Here is a 15,018-nt window from a genome sequence, read left to right on the forward strand (position 1 = left end):
GTCGCCGGGCGGGCCGAGTGAAGGGGCGGGGCTGCACGTGAGGGGCCGACGGCGGCCGGCCGGCGGCACGTGCCCTTCCCGGGAGGGGCCGCCCTGTGCCGCGTTTCCGGTCAGTCGGTGGCCGTCAGCGCCTCGCGTGCGGTGGTGAGGATCTTCTCGGAGAGCGGGGAGCCCTTGGTGGCGCGGGACAGGACGAGTGCGCCGAGCATGGTGCAGAGCCGGGTGATGCCGTCCTGGTCGTCGGTGGCGAGCCGGTCGGCGAAGTCGCCCACCCCCCGGGTGTAGACGCGGCGCGCCTCGCCGTCCGCGTCGTCGCGGGCCATGTCGCCGGCGAGCGCGGCGGCGGGGCACCCGTCGGCGGCGCCGTCGCGGTGCTCGGTGGAGAGGTAGGCGTCGATCAGTGCCCGCTGGGCGGCGTCGCGCTGTCCGGCGTACTGGTCGAGCCCGGCCTCGTGGTGGCGGGCGAGTGCGGCGAAGGCGTGGGCGGTGGCTTCGTCGACGAGGGCCTCCTTGGAGGCGAACTGCTTGTAGAAGCCGCCGTGGGTGAGGCCGGAGGCCTTCATGAGGTCGGCGACGCTGACGTGGGTGCCCTGTTCCCGGAAGAGCCGGGAGGCGGTCTCCACGACCCGCCGGCGGTTCTCCTGCGCCTGTGCCTGCGATACGCGGCCCATCGGTCACCCTCCCGTTTGGATGTCGAGTGGAATCTATTCTAGGCTACAGTTTAGATTTCAGACGACATCTATCACGGCGGCCAGCTGCCGCCCCACCTCAGGAGTGCTCATGGAACTGAAGGACGCGGTCGCGGTCGTCACCGGCGCCAACCGGGGACTCGGACGTCACCTGGCCGCCCAGCTCGTGGAGCACGGGGCCAAGGTGTACGCGGCGGCCCGCCGCCCCGAGACGGTCGACCTGCCGGGCGTCGTCCCGCTGCGGCTGGACGTGACGGACCCGGAGTCGGTCCGGGCCGCGGCCCGCATCGCGTCCGACGCGACGCTGCTGGTCAACAACGCGGGCGTCTCCACCGGAACGCCGCTGATCGCGGGCAGCCCGGACGCGGTGCGCCTGGAGATGGAGGTGAACTTCTTCGGCCCGCTCGCCGTGACCCGGGCCTTCGCCCCGGGCATCGAGTCCAACGGCGGCGGCGCCGTGCTCAACGTCCTGTCGGTCCTGTCCTGGCTGCACCCCGCCGACCTCGGCGCCTACGCCGCGGCGAAGGCGGCGGCCTGGGCGCTGACCAACGCGGCCCGGGAGGAACTGGCCCCCCGCGGCATCACCGTGACGGCGCTGCACGTCGGCTACATGGACACCGACATGGCCGCCGACGTCCCCGCCGACCAGAAGGCGGACCCCGCCGAGGTCGCCGCCCAGGCCCTGGCCGCCGTGGCGGCCGGCCTGCCCGAGGTCCTCGCCGACGAGACCACCCGGTACGTCAAGCAGGGCCTGGCCACGTCGCCGAACGCGGCGTGAGGGGCCCCGCGCCGAATCGGCGCGGGGCGCCGTGAACCAGCGGTGACCGGCGGAGAGCGGCCCGTACCGGGCGCGCCGGAAAACGAGCGGGGACCCCGTCCGCAGGCGGGCGGGGCAGGAAGACGGAGAGATGAAGACCTACCTGATCGAGAAGTACGGCGACCGGTCGGCGGTGCGCGCCGCCGAGAGGCCCGATCCGCGGCCGGGCCCCGAGGACGTCCTGGTCGAGATCCACGCGGCGAGCGTCAACCCGCTGGACTTCAAGATCCGCGACGGCGCCTTCAAGAGGATCCTGCCGTACCGCCTTCCACTCGTCCTGGGCAACGACCTGGCCGGAGTGGTGGTCCGGGTCGGCTCCGCCGTCACCCGCTTCGCGGTGGGCGACGAGGTCTACGCCCGGCCCGACAAGGACCGCATCGGCACCTTCGCCGAACTCATCGCCGTCCACCAGGACGACCTGGCCCCCAAACCCGCCGCCCTCACCATGGCGCAGGCCGCCTCCCTCCCCCTGGTCTCCCTCACCGCCTGGCAGGCGCTGGTCGAGAGGGCGCAGGTCCGCCCCGGCCAGAAGGTCCTGGTCCACGGCGGCTCCGGCGGAGTGGGCACCATCGCCCTCCAACTGGCCAGGCACCTGGGCGCCCACGTGGCCACCACCGCGAGCGCGGCCAACGCCGACCTGGTCGGGGAACTCGGCGCGGACGTGGTCGTCGACTACCGCACCCAGGACTTCGAACAGCTGCTGGACGGCTACGACGTCGTCCTGGACACCCTCGGCGGCCAGACCCTGGAGAAGTCGCTGCGGGTCCTCGAACCGGGCGGGAAGGCCATCAGCATCGCCGGGCCGCCCGACGCGGACTTCGCCCGCGAAATCGGCGCGAACCCGTTCCTGCGGCAGGCGATGAACGCACTGAGCTTCACGACCCGGCGCCGCGCCGAGCGGCACGGCGTCACCTACTCCTTCCTCTTCATGAAGGCCGACGGTGACCAGCTGCGCGAGATCACCCGGCTCGTCGACGCCGGGAAGATCCGCCCCGTCGTGGACCGCGTCTTCCCCTTCGACCGGACCCGCGACGCCATGGAGTACGCCGAGGAGGGCCGCGCCAAGGCCGGAAAGGTCGTCATCGCGATGAAGTGAGGCCCGTCGGCCGGTCCCCGTCTCCGGCTGACCGGCCGCTCCCGGCTGGCGCAGGAACCGTCGGGACGACGCTTCCACGTCGCCGCGGACCGCGGCCCGGTCGGCGCGAACGGCGGTTGGCGGGTGCGGGAAGAGCCGGCCGGAGACCGCGGGTGCTGGTGTCCGGGCGCCGACGGGGGCACGCTGAAGGGGGAGGGCCTTTCGGCGGGCCGGCCATCCGGGTCGTCCTGCGGACGCTCCCCACGGGGCGGGCTGCTGCAGGGAGCCGCTGTGATCGAGGTGGCAGACATCCGCGCGGGGCGCACGCATGACGTCGTGGACGCGGACGGTCACGACGTCGGCACCCTGGAAGCGATCCACGCGGACACCGGCACGGACGAACCGGCGATGGCCGCCGTCCCAATCGGCCCGCCCGCCACCGCCCGGTCCTCGTCCCCCTGGACGGCGTCGGCGTCGGACCCGGACACGTCGAGGTCGTCCACGAGAAGCCGCCGGTCAAGGACTGCCCTTCCGTCGGCGCCGGCGACGCCCTGCCCGCCGAGGACGAGGAAGCGGTCTTCCGGCACCACCGTCCGGCCTACCGGTCGGGCACCGCGGGTGAGCGGCAGCTCGCCCGCCGCTGAACAACCCCGCCCCGCCAAGGAGGCGTGCGATGGTCCTCTTCCTCCTGGTCCTCGTCGTCGCAGTCGTGCTCGGCGTCGTCGGCGCCGTCGTCGACGGCATGCTCCTCCTGCTCGCCATCGCCGTCCTGCTGCTCATCGCCGACGTGGTCTACTTCGCGGTTCGCTCGGCAGTGAACCGCTGACCCGTCTCCTCGACGGGATCGAAGCACTTCGGACCGTCTCGGAGGTCGAGTGGCGGTTCGCGGGGACCGGGGCCCGAACACCGAGGTCTGAACGCGGTGCCGGAAGGGCGGTCAGACCTTGACGACCTCGATGGTGGGTCCGCAGAGGAGTGTCAGGTCTTCGGGGTCGGAGGTGAGGAGGGTGACCGGGGCGGGGGCGTTGCGGGCGACGGCCGCGAGGACGGCGTCGATGGCGTACTTGTGGCCGTGCAGGTGGTGGGTGCGCAGGAGGGCGGTGGCCTTGTCGGCGATGTCGGCGGTGACGTCGTGGACGTCGATGCGGGAGAGGACCCACGTGATCCGGGCGCGGTGGATGCGCTCGTAGTCGGCTTCGAGTGTGGTCATGGCGGTGGTGGCGACGCGCACGCCTTCTTCGGCGGCGGCCTGGACCAGGGCCATGACGGTTCGGTCCTTGAGGTAGAGCTTGGAGAGGCCCTCGCTGTCGAGGAGGAGGGTGCCGGGCATCAGGCGGCGGTCCCGCCGGCCTGGTGGTGGTCGTGGCGCAGCATGGCCCGGGCCGCTTCGATCTCGGTGCGGGTGAGCTCGTCGTTGTCGGTCTCGAAGTCGGCGACGATCTCACGGAGCTTGTCCATGGCGACGCGCTGCTCGAGAGCCTCGGCGACGTAGGCGGAGAACCCGCCGGGGCCGACATGGGCGCGGACGGTCTCGGCGAGGTTCTCGGGCAGGCTGATCGAATACTTCTTGCTACCGCTCATGCCCCCGATGCTACCTCTGGTGGCAGGCGATTGGCCGGGGGCCGCCCGCATCCGCCAGAGAGACGGCTGCTGGGCCCGTGCGGGTCGGAAGAGGCCCTCTTGGCGGGCGGCTGTGATGGCGCTGGCACCGATGATCCGCCCTGGTGAAGCGTCGATCTCCTGGTCGTCGCGCATGCGCTTGAGCAGCGGGATGACCTGCGTGGGCCGGTAGACGGTCTCCGGGAGGGCATACGTCTTGAGCTGGTCCACGGTGCGGCCGGCAGGGGCGGAGGCGAGGTGATCGAGGAGGATGCGGCGCAGCGGGCCGGTGTCGGGTTCGAATTCGAGGTCGAGGGCCTGCTGGTTGGGGTCCTTGGGGCCGCGGTAGCGGACGCCGGAGGTTCTGTCGACCACCCACATGGCGTCCTTCATCTTCTCGACCCCCGCTCGTGTCGGGTGCCAAAGATGAGGTAGAGCAGGTGGCCGGCTTCGTCGATCATCTCGAAAGCCAACGTGTGCTGAAATCCGGCGCTCTTGAGCGTCGCGCGGTACTGGTCGCGGAGGTATGCGGCCTTGGCACTGGACGGTTGCCGGAAGACGTCGTGCCAGCCGGAGCCGCCGAAGAAGGCATCGCCAGCAGTGCGGTGGTGCTCGTTCTTCTCGGCGAAGCGGACAAGGAAGGAGGGCTGGAAGGTGACCATCACCTCGTTGCTGTGGTGGGCACCGGCGATCCGCCGCAGGAGGTCGAACGGCATCTCCGGGCCCCGAAGCCGTCGAGGAGGACGAACATCGGTCGGCGCATGCTGTCCGTGCGGGTCAGTCCCTCCAGGAGGACGGGATGGCAACTGCCCTGGCCGATCCGAACATCCAGGCGTCCCGACCGCAACTGCCGGGAACGCGCCGCGGCTGCGATGCGCTGCTCCGACTCCGCCTTGCGCCGAGGGTCTTCTGCCACCAGCACCATCCGTACCCGGCCCGGTCTGTCCCGGAGGGCGCTGGCGAGCACGTGGTAGGCGACGACAGGCGAGCCCTGCTCGCCACCCCGGTAGACGCCCGGGCCGGCGAACACCCCCTGCTCGCCAACAACCACGGCACCTACCCAGGGGCCGACGGCCAGGACGTCCTGTGGCAGGCGCTCGACGACCGCAGCGCGGTGGCCTTCGTCCACCCCGCCGAACTACCCGCCCAACCGGTCAGCGGCATCCCGGCCTTCGCCGCCTACTTCCTGCTCGACACCACCAGGGCCGCCTACCTCCTGGTCCGCAACGGCATCCTGCGCCGCTACCCGAACATCCGCTTCATCCTCAGCCACGCTGGCGGCTTCCTCCCCTACGCCTCCCACCGGATGGCCGTCACCCTCGCCAACGACACCGCGCGCAGCCCGCTCGGCGTCCTCGACGACTTCCGCTCCTTCTACTTCGACACCGCCCTGTCCTCCAGCCCGGCCGCCCTGCCCACCCTCCTCGCCTTCGCCCGCCCCGGACACGTCCTGTTCGGCAGCGGCTGGCCCTTCGCCCCCACCCCCGCCGGGCAGTACTTCGCCAACGGCCTCGACACGGGCGTCGACCCCGGCACACTCACGGCCGTCAACCGCACCAACGCCCAAGCACTCTTCCCCCGGCTGGCGACCACCCGCCCGGTCCCGCCGCCCACCCCGCCGGCTGTCTCCGAACTCGCGGGAGTGCGCCACCACGTACGGGGGTGTGTGCACCGCTCAGGCGCGTCGGCGTCACGTTCTCTCCCGCCTGGCCCTGCTCCGGTGCTGACGGGAAAGTGGCGGAGGGACAGCGGGCGGGGTGGGCGGATGTTGTTAGGGGCGGTCACTCGCGCCGGCCGGTGCGTTCGCCGGTGAGTCGTGCCTCGAAGCCGTCGAGGAGGGACTGGAGGCCGAACGCGAAGGTGTTGTCCGGCGCCGCGGCGTACTCCGTGGCGGCCGGGGTGCCGAGGCGTGCTCGCAGGCGGGGGAACTGCGCGGCGGTCTCGGTGGCGCGTGTCATCGCGTCGGCCATGAGCCGTTCGGCGTCCGTGCCGTTCCGGCTCAGCCGGCGGTTCAGCGAGACCTGTGCGGCGGGGCCGAGCGCGCTGCCGAGTGCGAAGGTGAGAACGGTGGCGGCCGCCTGGTCGGCGTCGTCGGCGGTGAAGCCCGCCTCTTCGTAGATGGCGAGGCTGAGGTCGTTGTGCAGGGCCTGGCCGGGTCCGTGCAGGAAGTGGCTGCCGAATGCCTGGACTAGCCAGGGATGGCGGGTGAGCATGGCGTGCATGCCGGTGGCATGCGCGGTGGCGGCCGTGCGCCAGTCGGTGGTGGCGAGATCGGGAGCCTCGACCTCGTGCCAGATCGCATCGCTGGCGAGTCTGACCAGGTCGTCCTTGGTCTTGATGTGCCAGTAGACGGCCGTGGCGGCCGAGCCGAGCCGTTTCGCCAGGCTCCGCATGTTCAGGCCGTCCAGTCCCTCCTCGTCGAGCAGCTCGATGGCCGCATGAACGATCCGGTCGGCGGTCAGTGTGTCACGGGGCATGACCACCACCTTACTTGCACTTAGTTCATGATGAGTCTTGCACTTTGTTCGAGCGGCTGTCTACGCTGCTCTTGCACTTAGTTCAAACATGCGGAGGGGGAAGCAGTGCTGCAGGACAAGCTGTCGGAGTTCGTCAAGGCGCAGGCCGCCAAGTTCGGCGTTCCCGGTGCGGCGGTCGGAGTGCTTTCGGACGGCAGGGAGATCTACGCCTCGCACGGCGTGACGAGCCTCAGCAACCCGATGCCGGTCGACGAGAGGACCCTGTTCCCCCTGGCATCGGTGTCCAAGACCTTCACCGCAACCGCGCTGATGCGTCTCGTCGCCGAGGGGAAGGTGGACCTTCACGCACCGGTACGGCGCTACGTCCCCGAACTGGAACTCGCCGACGAGCAAGCCGCAGCGCAGATCACCGTCCTGAACCTGCTCAACCACACCTCGGGCCTGGACTGGAACCTGATCGACGACGGTGAGGGCGACCGCTCCCTGGCCGGGCTCGTGGCGAAACTGCCCCGACTGCCGCTGATCGCACCGCCCGGAACCCGCGCCTCCTACAGCCAGGCCGGGTACAACCTGACCGGCCGGATCATCGAGAAGGTCACGAACCTGCCCTTCGAGCAGGCCATGGCCTCGCTCGTCCTGGAACCGCTGGGCCTCACGGACACCGTGTACGGCCTGTCCGAGGTGATGGTCCGCAAGTTCGCCGTGGGCCACAACCGCGGCGACGACGGCGAACTACGCCCCGCCCGACCCTGGGCGGCGTTCAAGGAAGGCGCACGCGCCGACAACCCCGGCGGCGGCCTCGCCTCCACGGCGAGCGATCTGCTGCGCTGGGCCCGGTTCCACCTCGGCGACGGCCAAGGAGTACTGCCCACCGCAGAACTGCACCGCATGCGGAAGCAGACCGTCGGGCTGCGCGCCAGCACGCTCGGCGACGGCTTCGGCATCTGCTGGTTCCTGCACGACCTCGACGGCCTGCACGCCATCGGCCACGGCGGCTCCGGCAACGGCCAGTTCGCCGAGCTGCTCATCGTTCCCGAGCGCGACTTCTCGGTGGTCTGCCTGGTCAACGCCGGCCCGGACGGCTACCCCTTCAACCAGTCCGTCGTGCGGTGGGCGCTCGAGCACTGTCTCGGCGTCCTGGAGAAGACGGTGGAACCGGTCCCGTACGACGAGGCGCAGGCCCAGCAGGTCGTCGGCCGCTACGAGATCGACGCCATGAACCTCGACATCGCCACCGACGGCACCCGCCTCACTCTGGCGGTCGGGATAAAGCCGGAGATCCGTGGGGCGTCGGACGAGGAAATGCCACCGGACCACCCGGCCGCGGACATCGGCTTCCTGCCCGGCGGCGACGAGTACGTCGTCACCGAAGGCGGCCTCAAGGGGCAGCGCGGCTACTTCTCCCGCGACGTCGACGGCACGGTCACAGGTGTCGACCTCGCCGGCCGCCTCTTCCACCGGATCACGCCAGCGTCCTGATCCAGCGCAGGCAGGGGCGGTGCCGAGCAGCCACCCCCGTCGGCACCCCGAGCCGACAACGGTCGGTTCACGAACACGACCCCTCTCCGCCGCCATGCCGGTGCACTCCCATCCGTACGGAGTGGTGCACACCCGCCTGTACACCGACACCTGTCCCGCTGTGCATCCGCCGAGCAGCCCAACACGCCCCAGCGCGCCTGGCGTTCAAGCTCGTCCAGCCCGGCACGGACTGATCAGGCTTCCGTCCATGCCTCCAGCCCACGCCCCGGGCGGGAGTCCCTTCCACGGCAGGTCGGCAAGACACGAGACCGGTCGTCGCGACCTGGAACACGGCTACGGAGGGGCGACGGGGACCTGAACCGGGCAATGCGAGGCCCCGCAGCGGGACCGGCTTCGGAGCCTTCCGGCACCTGGACTCGGTGCTCCGAGCCGGTCCTTCCGAACCGCAGTAGCGGGCGGCCAGCTGCCTGTTGCGTCAAGCCGCTGATTGCACAGGCGAAGCGTGGCGTTCCTGTTGGCTTCGGTTGCTGTCGGCGCGATCGAGTGCGCTGCTGAGTGCGGTGACGGCTTGGTCGGCGGAGTCCTTGAGGAGGTGGCCGTAGAGGTTGATGGTGACGGCGAGGGTGGTGTGTCGGAGGGTTTTGGAGATGACGGCGATGGGGACGTTCTCGGCGATCATGATGCTGGCGGCGGTGTGGCGCAGGTCGTGCAGGCCGATCTTCGGTAGGTCGAGTTCGGCAGTGCGTTTGCGGAGCTGGTTCAACAGCCATTGCGGGCGCAGGGGCTGGCGGTCGGGGCGGGGGAAGACGAGTCCTTCGAGCCGGCCGTCAGGGTGGGCGTTCATCTGGATCGCGGCTTGGCGGTGGAGGGCTGCCATGGCTCTGGGGGAGAGGCTGATCCAGGCGCGGCTGGCCTCGGTCTTGGGCTCACCGAAGCGGATCTCCGCGTTGTTGATGGCGGCGAGGGTCCAGCGGACGTAGAGCTTGCGGTCCATGAGGTGGACGTCGGACCAGTGCAGGGCCAGGATCTCGCCGCGGCGCATGCCGGTGCCGAGCATGACCTCGAACAGGTCGGTGAGCTGGTCGGCGTAGTGCTCCTTGTTGTGCCGCAGGAACGCGGCCGCCTCGTCAGGGGTCCAGCAGGTGCGCTCCGCGGCGCGGGGCTTGGGCGGGACGGCGTACTTGGCGGGGTTGTAGCGCAGCCGCCATGATCGGACGGCCGCGTTCAGCGCGTTGCGCAGTGTTGCCATCACCCGGTACACGGTCACGCGCCCGCGGCCGGCCTCCTGCTGGGCGCGGATCCAGTCCTCGATGTGCTGGGGGCGCAGATCCGGCAGCCGGTGCCGGCCGAACGCCGGGATCAGGTCCCGTTCCACACAGTCCGCGTACCCGGCGTAGGTGTTCGGCGCCAGCTCGCTCTTCCGCGCCGCGAGCCACTCCCGCAGGAAGCCGGCCACCGTGGTGCGCCGGTTCTCGTAGACTCCGCGCAGTTCGCCGTCCAGGACCGCGGCCATCTCCCGCGCGGCCTCGGCGCGGGAGGCGAAGCCGCCCCGCCGGCGGGTGCGGCGCCGTCCCTCGTCGGGGGCGAGGTCGACGCAGTACGTCCACTTCCCGTGCTTCACGTCCGCGGCCAACTGTGGGCACCAAGGCCCGAGTTGCTTGCCGTTGCTGTCTGAGCAGCCGCACCGCCGGTACACCCTGCCCCGCTGGGGACGCTGTCCCATGAACCCCTCCTCGCACTCGGTGCTCTCCGGCACCAAGGTTCGCCGCTCTGTTCGGCGTTTCGGCAGGGCGTACGGGACCGGGCGCGAAGCACACCGTGGCCGGGCGGCGGCGACACGCGCCAGACGACACACCGAACGGGAGATCACGGCACGTGACCGATGGGTAGGTGCTTCCGATCCGCGTCGTGGAGGCCGCGCAACAGGTGAACCCGCAGGCCGGGGTCTCGGCAGACATCTCCGGCAGGTAGTGGGCGGCTGGCGGAGGGCCGTTACTCCGCGTGTCCGAGCCCCGGGCCGGGCCTTGGGACCATTTTGGGACCAGCTGTTTTGGCCGCTGATGGCCGCCGGTGGACACATGTGGACGCAGTTGGACATCTCTGGCCATGGTCACAGTTGAGCCTCCGTCCGCTTCCATGCGCCATACGAGTAGCACTCGTCGCCCAACTCTGTTTTCTGCAAGCCAAGTTGACCGCTGGGGGTCAAGGGGTCGCAGGTTCAAATCCTGTCGTCCCGACTGTGAAGTCGGTTGTGGGAGCCGGTACTTGGGAAACCGAGTGCCGGCTCTTTCTGTTGCCGTGTCAGGTGGTGGTCGCATGGTGGTGGCCGGACCACATGGGCCAGTTCTCGGTGGGGTCGTCGAGGCGCGGGGTGCGGTTGGCGGGGCGTGGCCGGTGGGGGCGGGGGTGCTGGCGTACGGGGCGGCGGGTGCGGCAGACGGGGGTACCGAGTTCTTCGCGGTCGGCGTTGTCGAGGATCCAGGCGATGCCGTCGGCGCCGGCGCGGGCGGCGCGGGGGGTGAGTTCGGCGTAGATGTTGGCGCTGGTGGACAGGGTCCGGTGGCGCAGGGTCTTGGACATGATGGGCAGCGGGACGCCTGCGGCGAGGCCGAAGCTGGCGGCGAGGTGGCGCAGGTCGTGCAGGGCGGTGCGGGGGACGCCGGCTTTGTCGCAGAGCAGGTGGAAGTGGTCGAGGACGTTCTTGGGGTGCAGGGGGCGGCCGTGGCGGTGGAAGACGTAGCCGGTGGGGTCGGCGGCACGGCCGAAGGTTCCGGTGTCGGCGCGGTCGTCGAGGGCGGCGGCCGCGCGGTGGGAGAGGGCGACCCAGGCCCTGCTGTGCGGGGTTTTCGGGGTGGTGAGGACGAGCTGGTTGTTGTCGACGGCGGAGAGGGTGTGGCGGACGAACAGGACGCCTTCGGCTTGGTGGATGTCGTCCCAGTGGAGGGCGAGTGCTTCGCCTTTGCGTAGCCCGGTGTCGAGCATGAGTTCGGCGAGGTCGGCGTAGAGGGGGTCGGTGGCGCGGGTGAATTGCAGGAAGCGGACGGTCTGGGCTTCGGTCCACAGTCGCCTGGCTGGGGAGGCGGGGCGTGGTAGGAGTGGGGGTTTGGCGGCGTTGCGGGTCAGGCGGTCGTTGTCGACGGCGCTGGTCAGGGCGCTGGAGAGGGTCGCCATGATGCGGTAGACGGTCACCTTGCCGCGGTCGGCGTTCAGTTGGGCGGTGACGTAGGCGCGTAGGTATTGGCGGTCGAGGTCGTCGAGGGGGATGTCGCCGAAGGCGGGGATGAGGTCTTTTTCGACGTAGTCGCGGTAGCGGGCCATGGTGGTGGCCTTGCGGTGGAGGGCTTTCTCGTCGAGCCACCGGTACAGGTAGTCGGCGGTCTTCTGCCGCGGGTCGGCGATGAACCCGAGGGCGAGGGACTGGTTGAACTTGCGGAGTGCGATGCGCGCTTCGATCTCGTCGGGGAATCCGGCGCGGCGCAGGGTGCGTCGGCGACCGTCCAGGGAGGGGGCGTCGACGGCGAACGCCCAGCTGCCGTGGCCGGGATCGACCAGGCGCGGGCAGCGGGTGCCGAGCTGGCGGCGGTCGGCGTCGCGGCAGCCGCAGCGCCGGTAGACACGGCCGCGGTCAGGAACAGGGGTAGGGGCGGGGGTGCGCATGGTGATCGCCTCGAAAGAGCCGGGTGCGCGAGGGACTGCCCTTCCCAGTGTGCTCCTCTGCTGCGACCACCGTGCGACCACCAGGGCAGAAAGAGGTGCCTGACCTGCGGATCTCCCTTGACCAGCGGCAAGGGGTCGCAGGTTCTCATCCTTCGTCCCGAGTGTGCGACGGTCCGGACGGTGTCGGCGCCCTGCGGGTCGGTCTCCGAACCGGTGTCCCGGTCCTGTGCGAGGGCGGTCTTCGCCGCCGGCGCGGCCGGTGCCGTCGGGCGGCCTCACTGTCATCCCGGTGCCCATGGGCGCGACGGGGGTCTTCCGTCCGGAGTCCGGGCCCGTCAGTGGTGATCGGGGCGTCGACCGCCACCCCCGAACGGCCGGGGACCTGCGGTCCCGGAGGGCGGTGCACACGGCCGCAGGGTCCGGTGAACGGACCGGTGGTGTTGGCGCCGGGCGGCCCCTGGTGATGCGCTGCCCCGCGCACCTGCTTCTCTCCCTATCCCGCTTAGCTCCTCACGAAGGGGATGACATGCTGGGTTTCTCCAGACGCGGAACCGGACAACGGCGTCCAGGGCTGCGTGTCGGCCTGACGGCGCTCGTCGCCGCGTCCCTCATGACGGTGGTCGGCACGCCGATCGCCACCGCTGCGGCGGACGGCGGCGGACTCGTCGTCTCGACCGACACCGGCCGGCTCCTGGGCAAGCACGCCGAGGCCGCCGACCAGTACCTCGGTGTTCCCTACGCGGCCGCACCCGTCGGCGACCTGCGCTGGCAGCCGCCGCAGCAGGCCGAACCGTGGTCGGGCGTGCGGCCGGCGACCGAGTACGCGGCCCAGTGCGCGCAGGCGGGCGGCTTCGGGGCGGGGCCCACCGGCAGCGAGGACTGCCTGTACCTCAACGTCTACACGCCGACGGGTGCGCAGGCCCGGCACCGGAACCTCCCGGTGCTCCTGTGGATCCACGGCGGCTCGCTCAAGAACGGTTCGGGCAACGAGTACGACGGTTCGCAGATCGCCGACAGCCAGAACGTCGTGGTCGTGTCCATCAACTACCGGCTCGGCGTGTTCGGTTACCTCAACGTGCCCGGTCTGGGCTCCGGTGGCGACGGCAACTACGGCATGCTCGACCAGATCGCGGCCCTGAAGTGGACCCGGCGCAACATCGCGTCCTTCGGCGGCGACCCCGGCCGGGTGACCATCGCCGGTGAGTCCGCCGGAGGCATCTCGGTGTGCGGGCTGCTCGCGTCACCGCAAGCGGGCGGCCTGTTCGACAAAGCGATCATCGAGAGCGGTGTCTGCGAGAGCCTCACGCAGGCCGAGGCCGTCACGCGGAGCACGGCCTACGCGAAGGCGGTCGGCTGCACGGAGGCCGCGACGGTGGTCACCTGCCTGCGCGCCCGCTCGGGCAGTGACCTCCTGGCGGCGTCCAACCGCCTCGCCGACAGCGCCGGCACCCTCCTGCCGACCTCGGGGACACCGGAACTCCCGCTCGCCCCGAGCAGCGCACTCGGTTCCGGCCGCTACAACGACGTCCCCCTGCTGATCGGCGTCAACCGCGACGAAGCACGCTCGTTCGCCCTCTCCTTCTCCACGGCGACCGAGGCCCAGTACCAGCAGGCCGTCCGCGACGAGTACGGCTCCCGCGCCGATGCCGTGCTCGCCCGCTACCCCTTCGGCTCCTACCCGAGCCCCTACACCGGCACGTACGCGATCGGCGACGTGTGGACCGACAGCGGCTACATGATCGGCCTCGGCGGCTGCCCGGCGCAGCAGTTGGCGCAGAGGTTCGCCGACCGGCAGGCGCGCACGTACTTCTACGAGTTCGACGACCAGGACGCCCCGTCGGGGCTCTCCGGCGTGCTGCCCGGGTTCCGCGCCGGCGCCGCCCACGGGTCGGAACTCCCCTACATCTGGGCCGGCCTCGGAAGCGGCGGCGAACCCCTGTCGAAGCAGTTCACGGCGGTGCAGCAGCGACTCGCGACGGAGATGACCGGCTACTGGGGCGCGTTCGTCCGCACCGGATCCCCCGACGCGCACGCCGCCGCTCAGAGCGGGTGGCCGTCGTACCGCAGCGGCCGCCTGATGTCGCTGCGCCCCGGGGGCAGCACCGCGATCGCCGGTGCCGCGTACCGGTCCGACCACCGGTGCGGCTTCTGGAACGGCATCGGCTGAACTCCTGGCCGTGACGCGGCGCTGAGCTGACGGGCGTGCCGCCCCCGCGGCACGCCCGAGCCCTCGGCCCAGCCGTTCGGCGGACGTCCGGGCACCGGTCAGGTGCCCGGACGTCCGCCTCTGCGGGGGAAGGGCGCCGGGCCTCACTCAGGTGAGAGGGAGGTCCTGGTGGCGGCCCACCCAGTCGAGGACCGTCCGGGCGAACTCCGCCGGCACCTGCTCCGGTGCGGCCACGTGCCCGTCGGACAGCACGCGCGTCTCGCAGCCGAGCGCGGCCCCGAACCTCGCGAGGGAGGGCAGCGCGTAGTGGTCGTGCGGGGCGCAGACGGCGAGGGTGCGCGCGGTGATGCGCGGCAGACGGGGCTCCATCACGTAGCGGCGCAGGGATTCGTGCCCCTCCTCGACCCGGTCGAGGACGGTCAGCGCGTCGATGACGTACCGGGTCAGGGACTCCTCCTGTCCCGGTCGGTAGAAGCCGCGCCGCCGGTCCCACAGCTCCCGCAGGTGCGAACCGTCGGCCTTGGCGTCGACGTGGTCGACGCGCCCGTGTCCGTTCGCACCGCTGCGCTTCGCGTCGTCGACGAACGCGGTCGCCGACAGCACCAGGCTCGCCACCCGCTCCCGGAGGCGGGCCGCGACCTCGACCGCGATCACTCCGCCGGTGTGGTGGCCGACGAGGTGGAACCGGTCGAGGCCGAGCGCCTCGACCAGGTCGCCGACGCCGTCCGCGAACCGTTCCACGGAATGGGGTCCCTCGGGCTTCGCGGAGGCCCCGTAGCCCAGCGTGTCCATCGCGATCGCCCGGTACCGGGCACCGACGAGGGGCAGCACGTCGCGGTACTCCGTCCAGGAGCGGGGCGTCTGGTGGAGCATCAGCACGGGCTCGCCGTCGCCGCACTCCACGTAGTGCAACTGGCCGAAGCGGCTGGGCGCGTAGCCCTTGCGCAGGGTGTTCGTGCGCGTCGTGTCTCTGGTGTGCGTCACGGGCGGGTCGCTTTCGTCACGGGGCCGGGAACACCGAGCCGTCGAAGGCCACGACGGGGGCGGCTGGAGGGGGG

General features: G+C 71.2%; 15 protein-coding genes. 6 read left to right on the top strand and 9 right to left on the bottom strand.

What is annotated here, in order from left to right:
- Window positions 1-110 precede the first annotated feature (110 nt).
- Window positions 111-671, bottom strand: coding sequence for a TetR/AcrR family transcriptional regulator (locus QSK52_RS34555; RefSeq protein WP_285740206.1), 561 nt, complete (start codon window positions 669-671; stop codon window positions 111-113).
- A gap of 109 nt (window positions 672-780) precedes the next feature.
- Between QSK52_RS34555 and QSK52_RS34560 the strand changes: the two genes are divergently transcribed.
- Together QSK52_RS34560 and QSK52_RS34565 are read left to right on the top strand one after the other, a co-directional pair.
- Window positions 781-1,467 (top strand): SDR family oxidoreductase, encoded by a 687-nt coding sequence (locus tag QSK52_RS34560; RefSeq protein ID WP_285740207.1) that lies wholly within the window; start codon window positions 781-783, stop codon window positions 1,465-1,467.
- Between the two features lie 130 nt (window positions 1,468-1,597).
- Window positions 1,598-2,602 carry an NADP-dependent oxidoreductase gene (locus QSK52_RS34565; RefSeq protein WP_285740208.1) on the top strand — a complete coding sequence of 335 codons (1,005 nt, stop codon included), beginning with the start codon at window positions 1,598-1,600 and terminating at the stop codon, window positions 2,600-2,602.
- A gap of 329 nt (window positions 2,603-2,931) precedes the next feature.
- Here QSK52_RS34565 and QSK52_RS39590 read toward each other — a convergent pair whose 3' ends face one another.
- Entirely contained in the window at window positions 2,932-3,168 is a 237-nt protein-coding gene (locus QSK52_RS39590) for a hypothetical protein (RefSeq protein ID WP_352230348.1), read from the bottom strand.
- 86 nt (window positions 3,169-3,254) lie between these two features.
- Here QSK52_RS39590 and QSK52_RS34575 point away from each other — a divergent pair, with 86 nt between their 5' ends.
- A complete protein-coding gene (locus tag QSK52_RS34575) occupies window positions 3,255-3,407 on the top strand; it encodes a hypothetical protein (RefSeq protein ID WP_198545076.1) in 153 nt (50 codons plus the stop codon).
- 111 nt (window positions 3,408-3,518) lie between these two features.
- On the opposite strand, the gene QSK52_RS34580 is transcribed toward QSK52_RS34575, so the two are convergent.
- The 3 genes from QSK52_RS34580 to tcmP are packed head-to-tail and all read right to left on the bottom strand — an operon-like array spanning window position 3,519 to window position 4,896.
- Window positions 3,519-3,911, bottom strand: coding sequence for a DNA-binding protein (locus QSK52_RS34580; protein ID WP_285740209.1), 393 nt, complete (start codon window positions 3,909-3,911; stop codon window positions 3,519-3,521).
- Window positions 3,911-4,573 carry a hypothetical protein gene (locus tag QSK52_RS34585; protein ID WP_285740210.1) on the bottom strand — a complete coding sequence of 221 codons (663 nt, stop codon included), beginning with the start codon at window positions 4,571-4,573 and terminating at the stop codon, window positions 3,911-3,913. Before QSK52_RS34585 ends, QSK52_RS34580 begins: the two co-directional genes overlap by 1 nt.
- The gene (gene tcmP / locus QSK52_RS34590; protein ID WP_285740211.1) at window positions 4,570-4,896 is read right to left on the bottom strand and encodes a three-Cys-motif partner protein TcmP; all 327 of its coding nucleotides are present in this window, start codon (window positions 4,894-4,896) and stop codon (window positions 4,570-4,572) included. Before tcmP ends, QSK52_RS34585 begins: the two co-directional genes overlap by 4 nt.
- A 251-nt stretch (window positions 4,897-5,147) precedes the next feature.
- Between tcmP and QSK52_RS34595 the strand changes: the two genes are divergently transcribed.
- Window positions 5,148-5,993: an amidohydrolase family protein gene (locus QSK52_RS34595; RefSeq protein WP_285740212.1), complete on the top strand. Its 846-nt coding sequence runs from the start codon at window positions 5,148-5,150 to the stop codon at window positions 5,991-5,993.
- On the opposite strand, the gene QSK52_RS34600 is transcribed toward QSK52_RS34595, so the two are convergent.
- Window positions 5,962-6,657: a TetR/AcrR family transcriptional regulator gene (locus tag QSK52_RS34600; RefSeq protein WP_285740213.1), complete on the bottom strand. Its 696-nt coding sequence runs from the start codon at window positions 6,655-6,657 to the stop codon at window positions 5,962-5,964. The genes QSK52_RS34595 and QSK52_RS34600 overlap by 32 nt on opposite strands.
- A gap of 105 nt (window positions 6,658-6,762) precedes the next feature.
- On the opposite strand from QSK52_RS34600, the gene QSK52_RS34605 reads away from it, so the two are divergent.
- A complete protein-coding gene (locus QSK52_RS34605; RefSeq protein WP_285740214.1) occupies window positions 6,763-8,136 on the top strand; it encodes a serine hydrolase domain-containing protein in 1,374 nt (457 codons plus the stop codon).
- Between the two features lie 475 nt (window positions 8,137-8,611).
- Here QSK52_RS34605 and QSK52_RS34610 read toward each other — a convergent pair whose 3' ends face one another.
- Together QSK52_RS34610 and QSK52_RS34615 are read right to left on the bottom strand one after the other, a co-directional pair.
- The gene (locus tag QSK52_RS34610; protein WP_285740215.1) at window positions 8,612-9,769 is read right to left on the bottom strand and encodes a tyrosine-type recombinase/integrase; all 1,158 of its coding nucleotides are present in this window, start codon (window positions 9,767-9,769) and stop codon (window positions 8,612-8,614) included.
- A 668-nt stretch (window positions 9,770-10,437) separates the two neighbouring features.
- Window positions 10,438-11,793 (bottom strand): tyrosine-type recombinase/integrase, encoded by a 1,356-nt coding sequence (locus tag QSK52_RS34615; protein WP_285740216.1) that lies wholly within the window; start codon window positions 11,791-11,793, stop codon window positions 10,438-10,440.
- 616 nt (window positions 11,794-12,409) lie between these two features.
- Between QSK52_RS34615 and QSK52_RS34620 the strand changes: the two genes are divergently transcribed.
- The gene (locus QSK52_RS34620) at window positions 12,410-13,960 is read left to right on the top strand and encodes a carboxylesterase/lipase family protein (protein WP_285740217.1); all 1,551 of its coding nucleotides are present in this window, start codon (window positions 12,410-12,412) and stop codon (window positions 13,958-13,960) included.
- Window positions 13,961-14,107: 147 nt separating this feature from the next.
- Here QSK52_RS34620 and QSK52_RS34625 read toward each other — a convergent pair whose 3' ends face one another.
- On the bottom strand, window positions 14,108-14,944 hold the full coding sequence (locus QSK52_RS34625; protein ID WP_285740218.1) for an alpha/beta fold hydrolase: 837 nt from the start codon (window positions 14,942-14,944) through the stop codon (window positions 14,108-14,110).
- Window positions 14,945-15,018 lie beyond the last annotated feature (74 nt).

This window comes from Kitasatospora phosalacinea (assembly GCF_030268885.1).
Taxonomy (GTDB): domain Bacteria; phylum Actinomycetota; class Actinomycetes; order Streptomycetales; family Streptomycetaceae; genus Kitasatospora; species Kitasatospora phosalacinea_C.

What these genes read in the sequence shown, in the direction of transcription:
- QSK52_RS34555 (WP_285740206.1), bottom strand. Translation starts at nt 671, where the DNA reads ATGGGCCGCGTATCGCAGGCACAGGCGCAGGAGAACCGCCGGCGGGTC.
- QSK52_RS34560 (WP_285740207.1), top strand. Translation starts at nt 781, where the DNA reads ATGGAACTGAAGGACGCGGTCGCGGTCGTCACCGGCGCCAACCGGGGA.
- QSK52_RS34565 (WP_285740208.1), top strand. Translation starts at nt 1,598, where the DNA reads ATGAAGACCTACCTGATCGAGAAGTACGGCGACCGGTCGGCGGTGCGC.
- QSK52_RS34575 (WP_198545076.1), top strand. Translation starts at nt 3,255, where the DNA reads ATGGTCCTCTTCCTCCTGGTCCTCGTCGTCGCAGTCGTGCTCGGCGTC.
- QSK52_RS34580 (WP_285740209.1), bottom strand. Translation starts at nt 3,911, where the DNA reads ATGCCCGGCACCCTCCTCCTCGACAGCGAGGGCCTCTCCAAGCTCTAC.
- QSK52_RS34585 (WP_285740210.1), bottom strand. Translation starts at nt 4,573, where the DNA reads ATGAAGGACGCCATGTGGGTGGTCGACAGAACCTCCGGCGTCCGCTAC.
- tcmP (WP_285740211.1), bottom strand. Translation starts at nt 4,896, where the DNA reads ATGCCGTTCGACCTCCTGCGGCGGATCGCCGGTGCCCACCACAGCAAC.
- QSK52_RS34600 (WP_285740213.1), bottom strand. Translation starts at nt 6,657, where the DNA reads ATGCCCCGTGACACACTGACCGCCGACCGGATCGTTCATGCGGCCATC.
- QSK52_RS34615 (WP_285740216.1), bottom strand. Translation starts at nt 11,793, where the DNA reads ATGCGCACCCCCGCCCCTACCCCTGTTCCTGACCGCGGCCGTGTCTAC.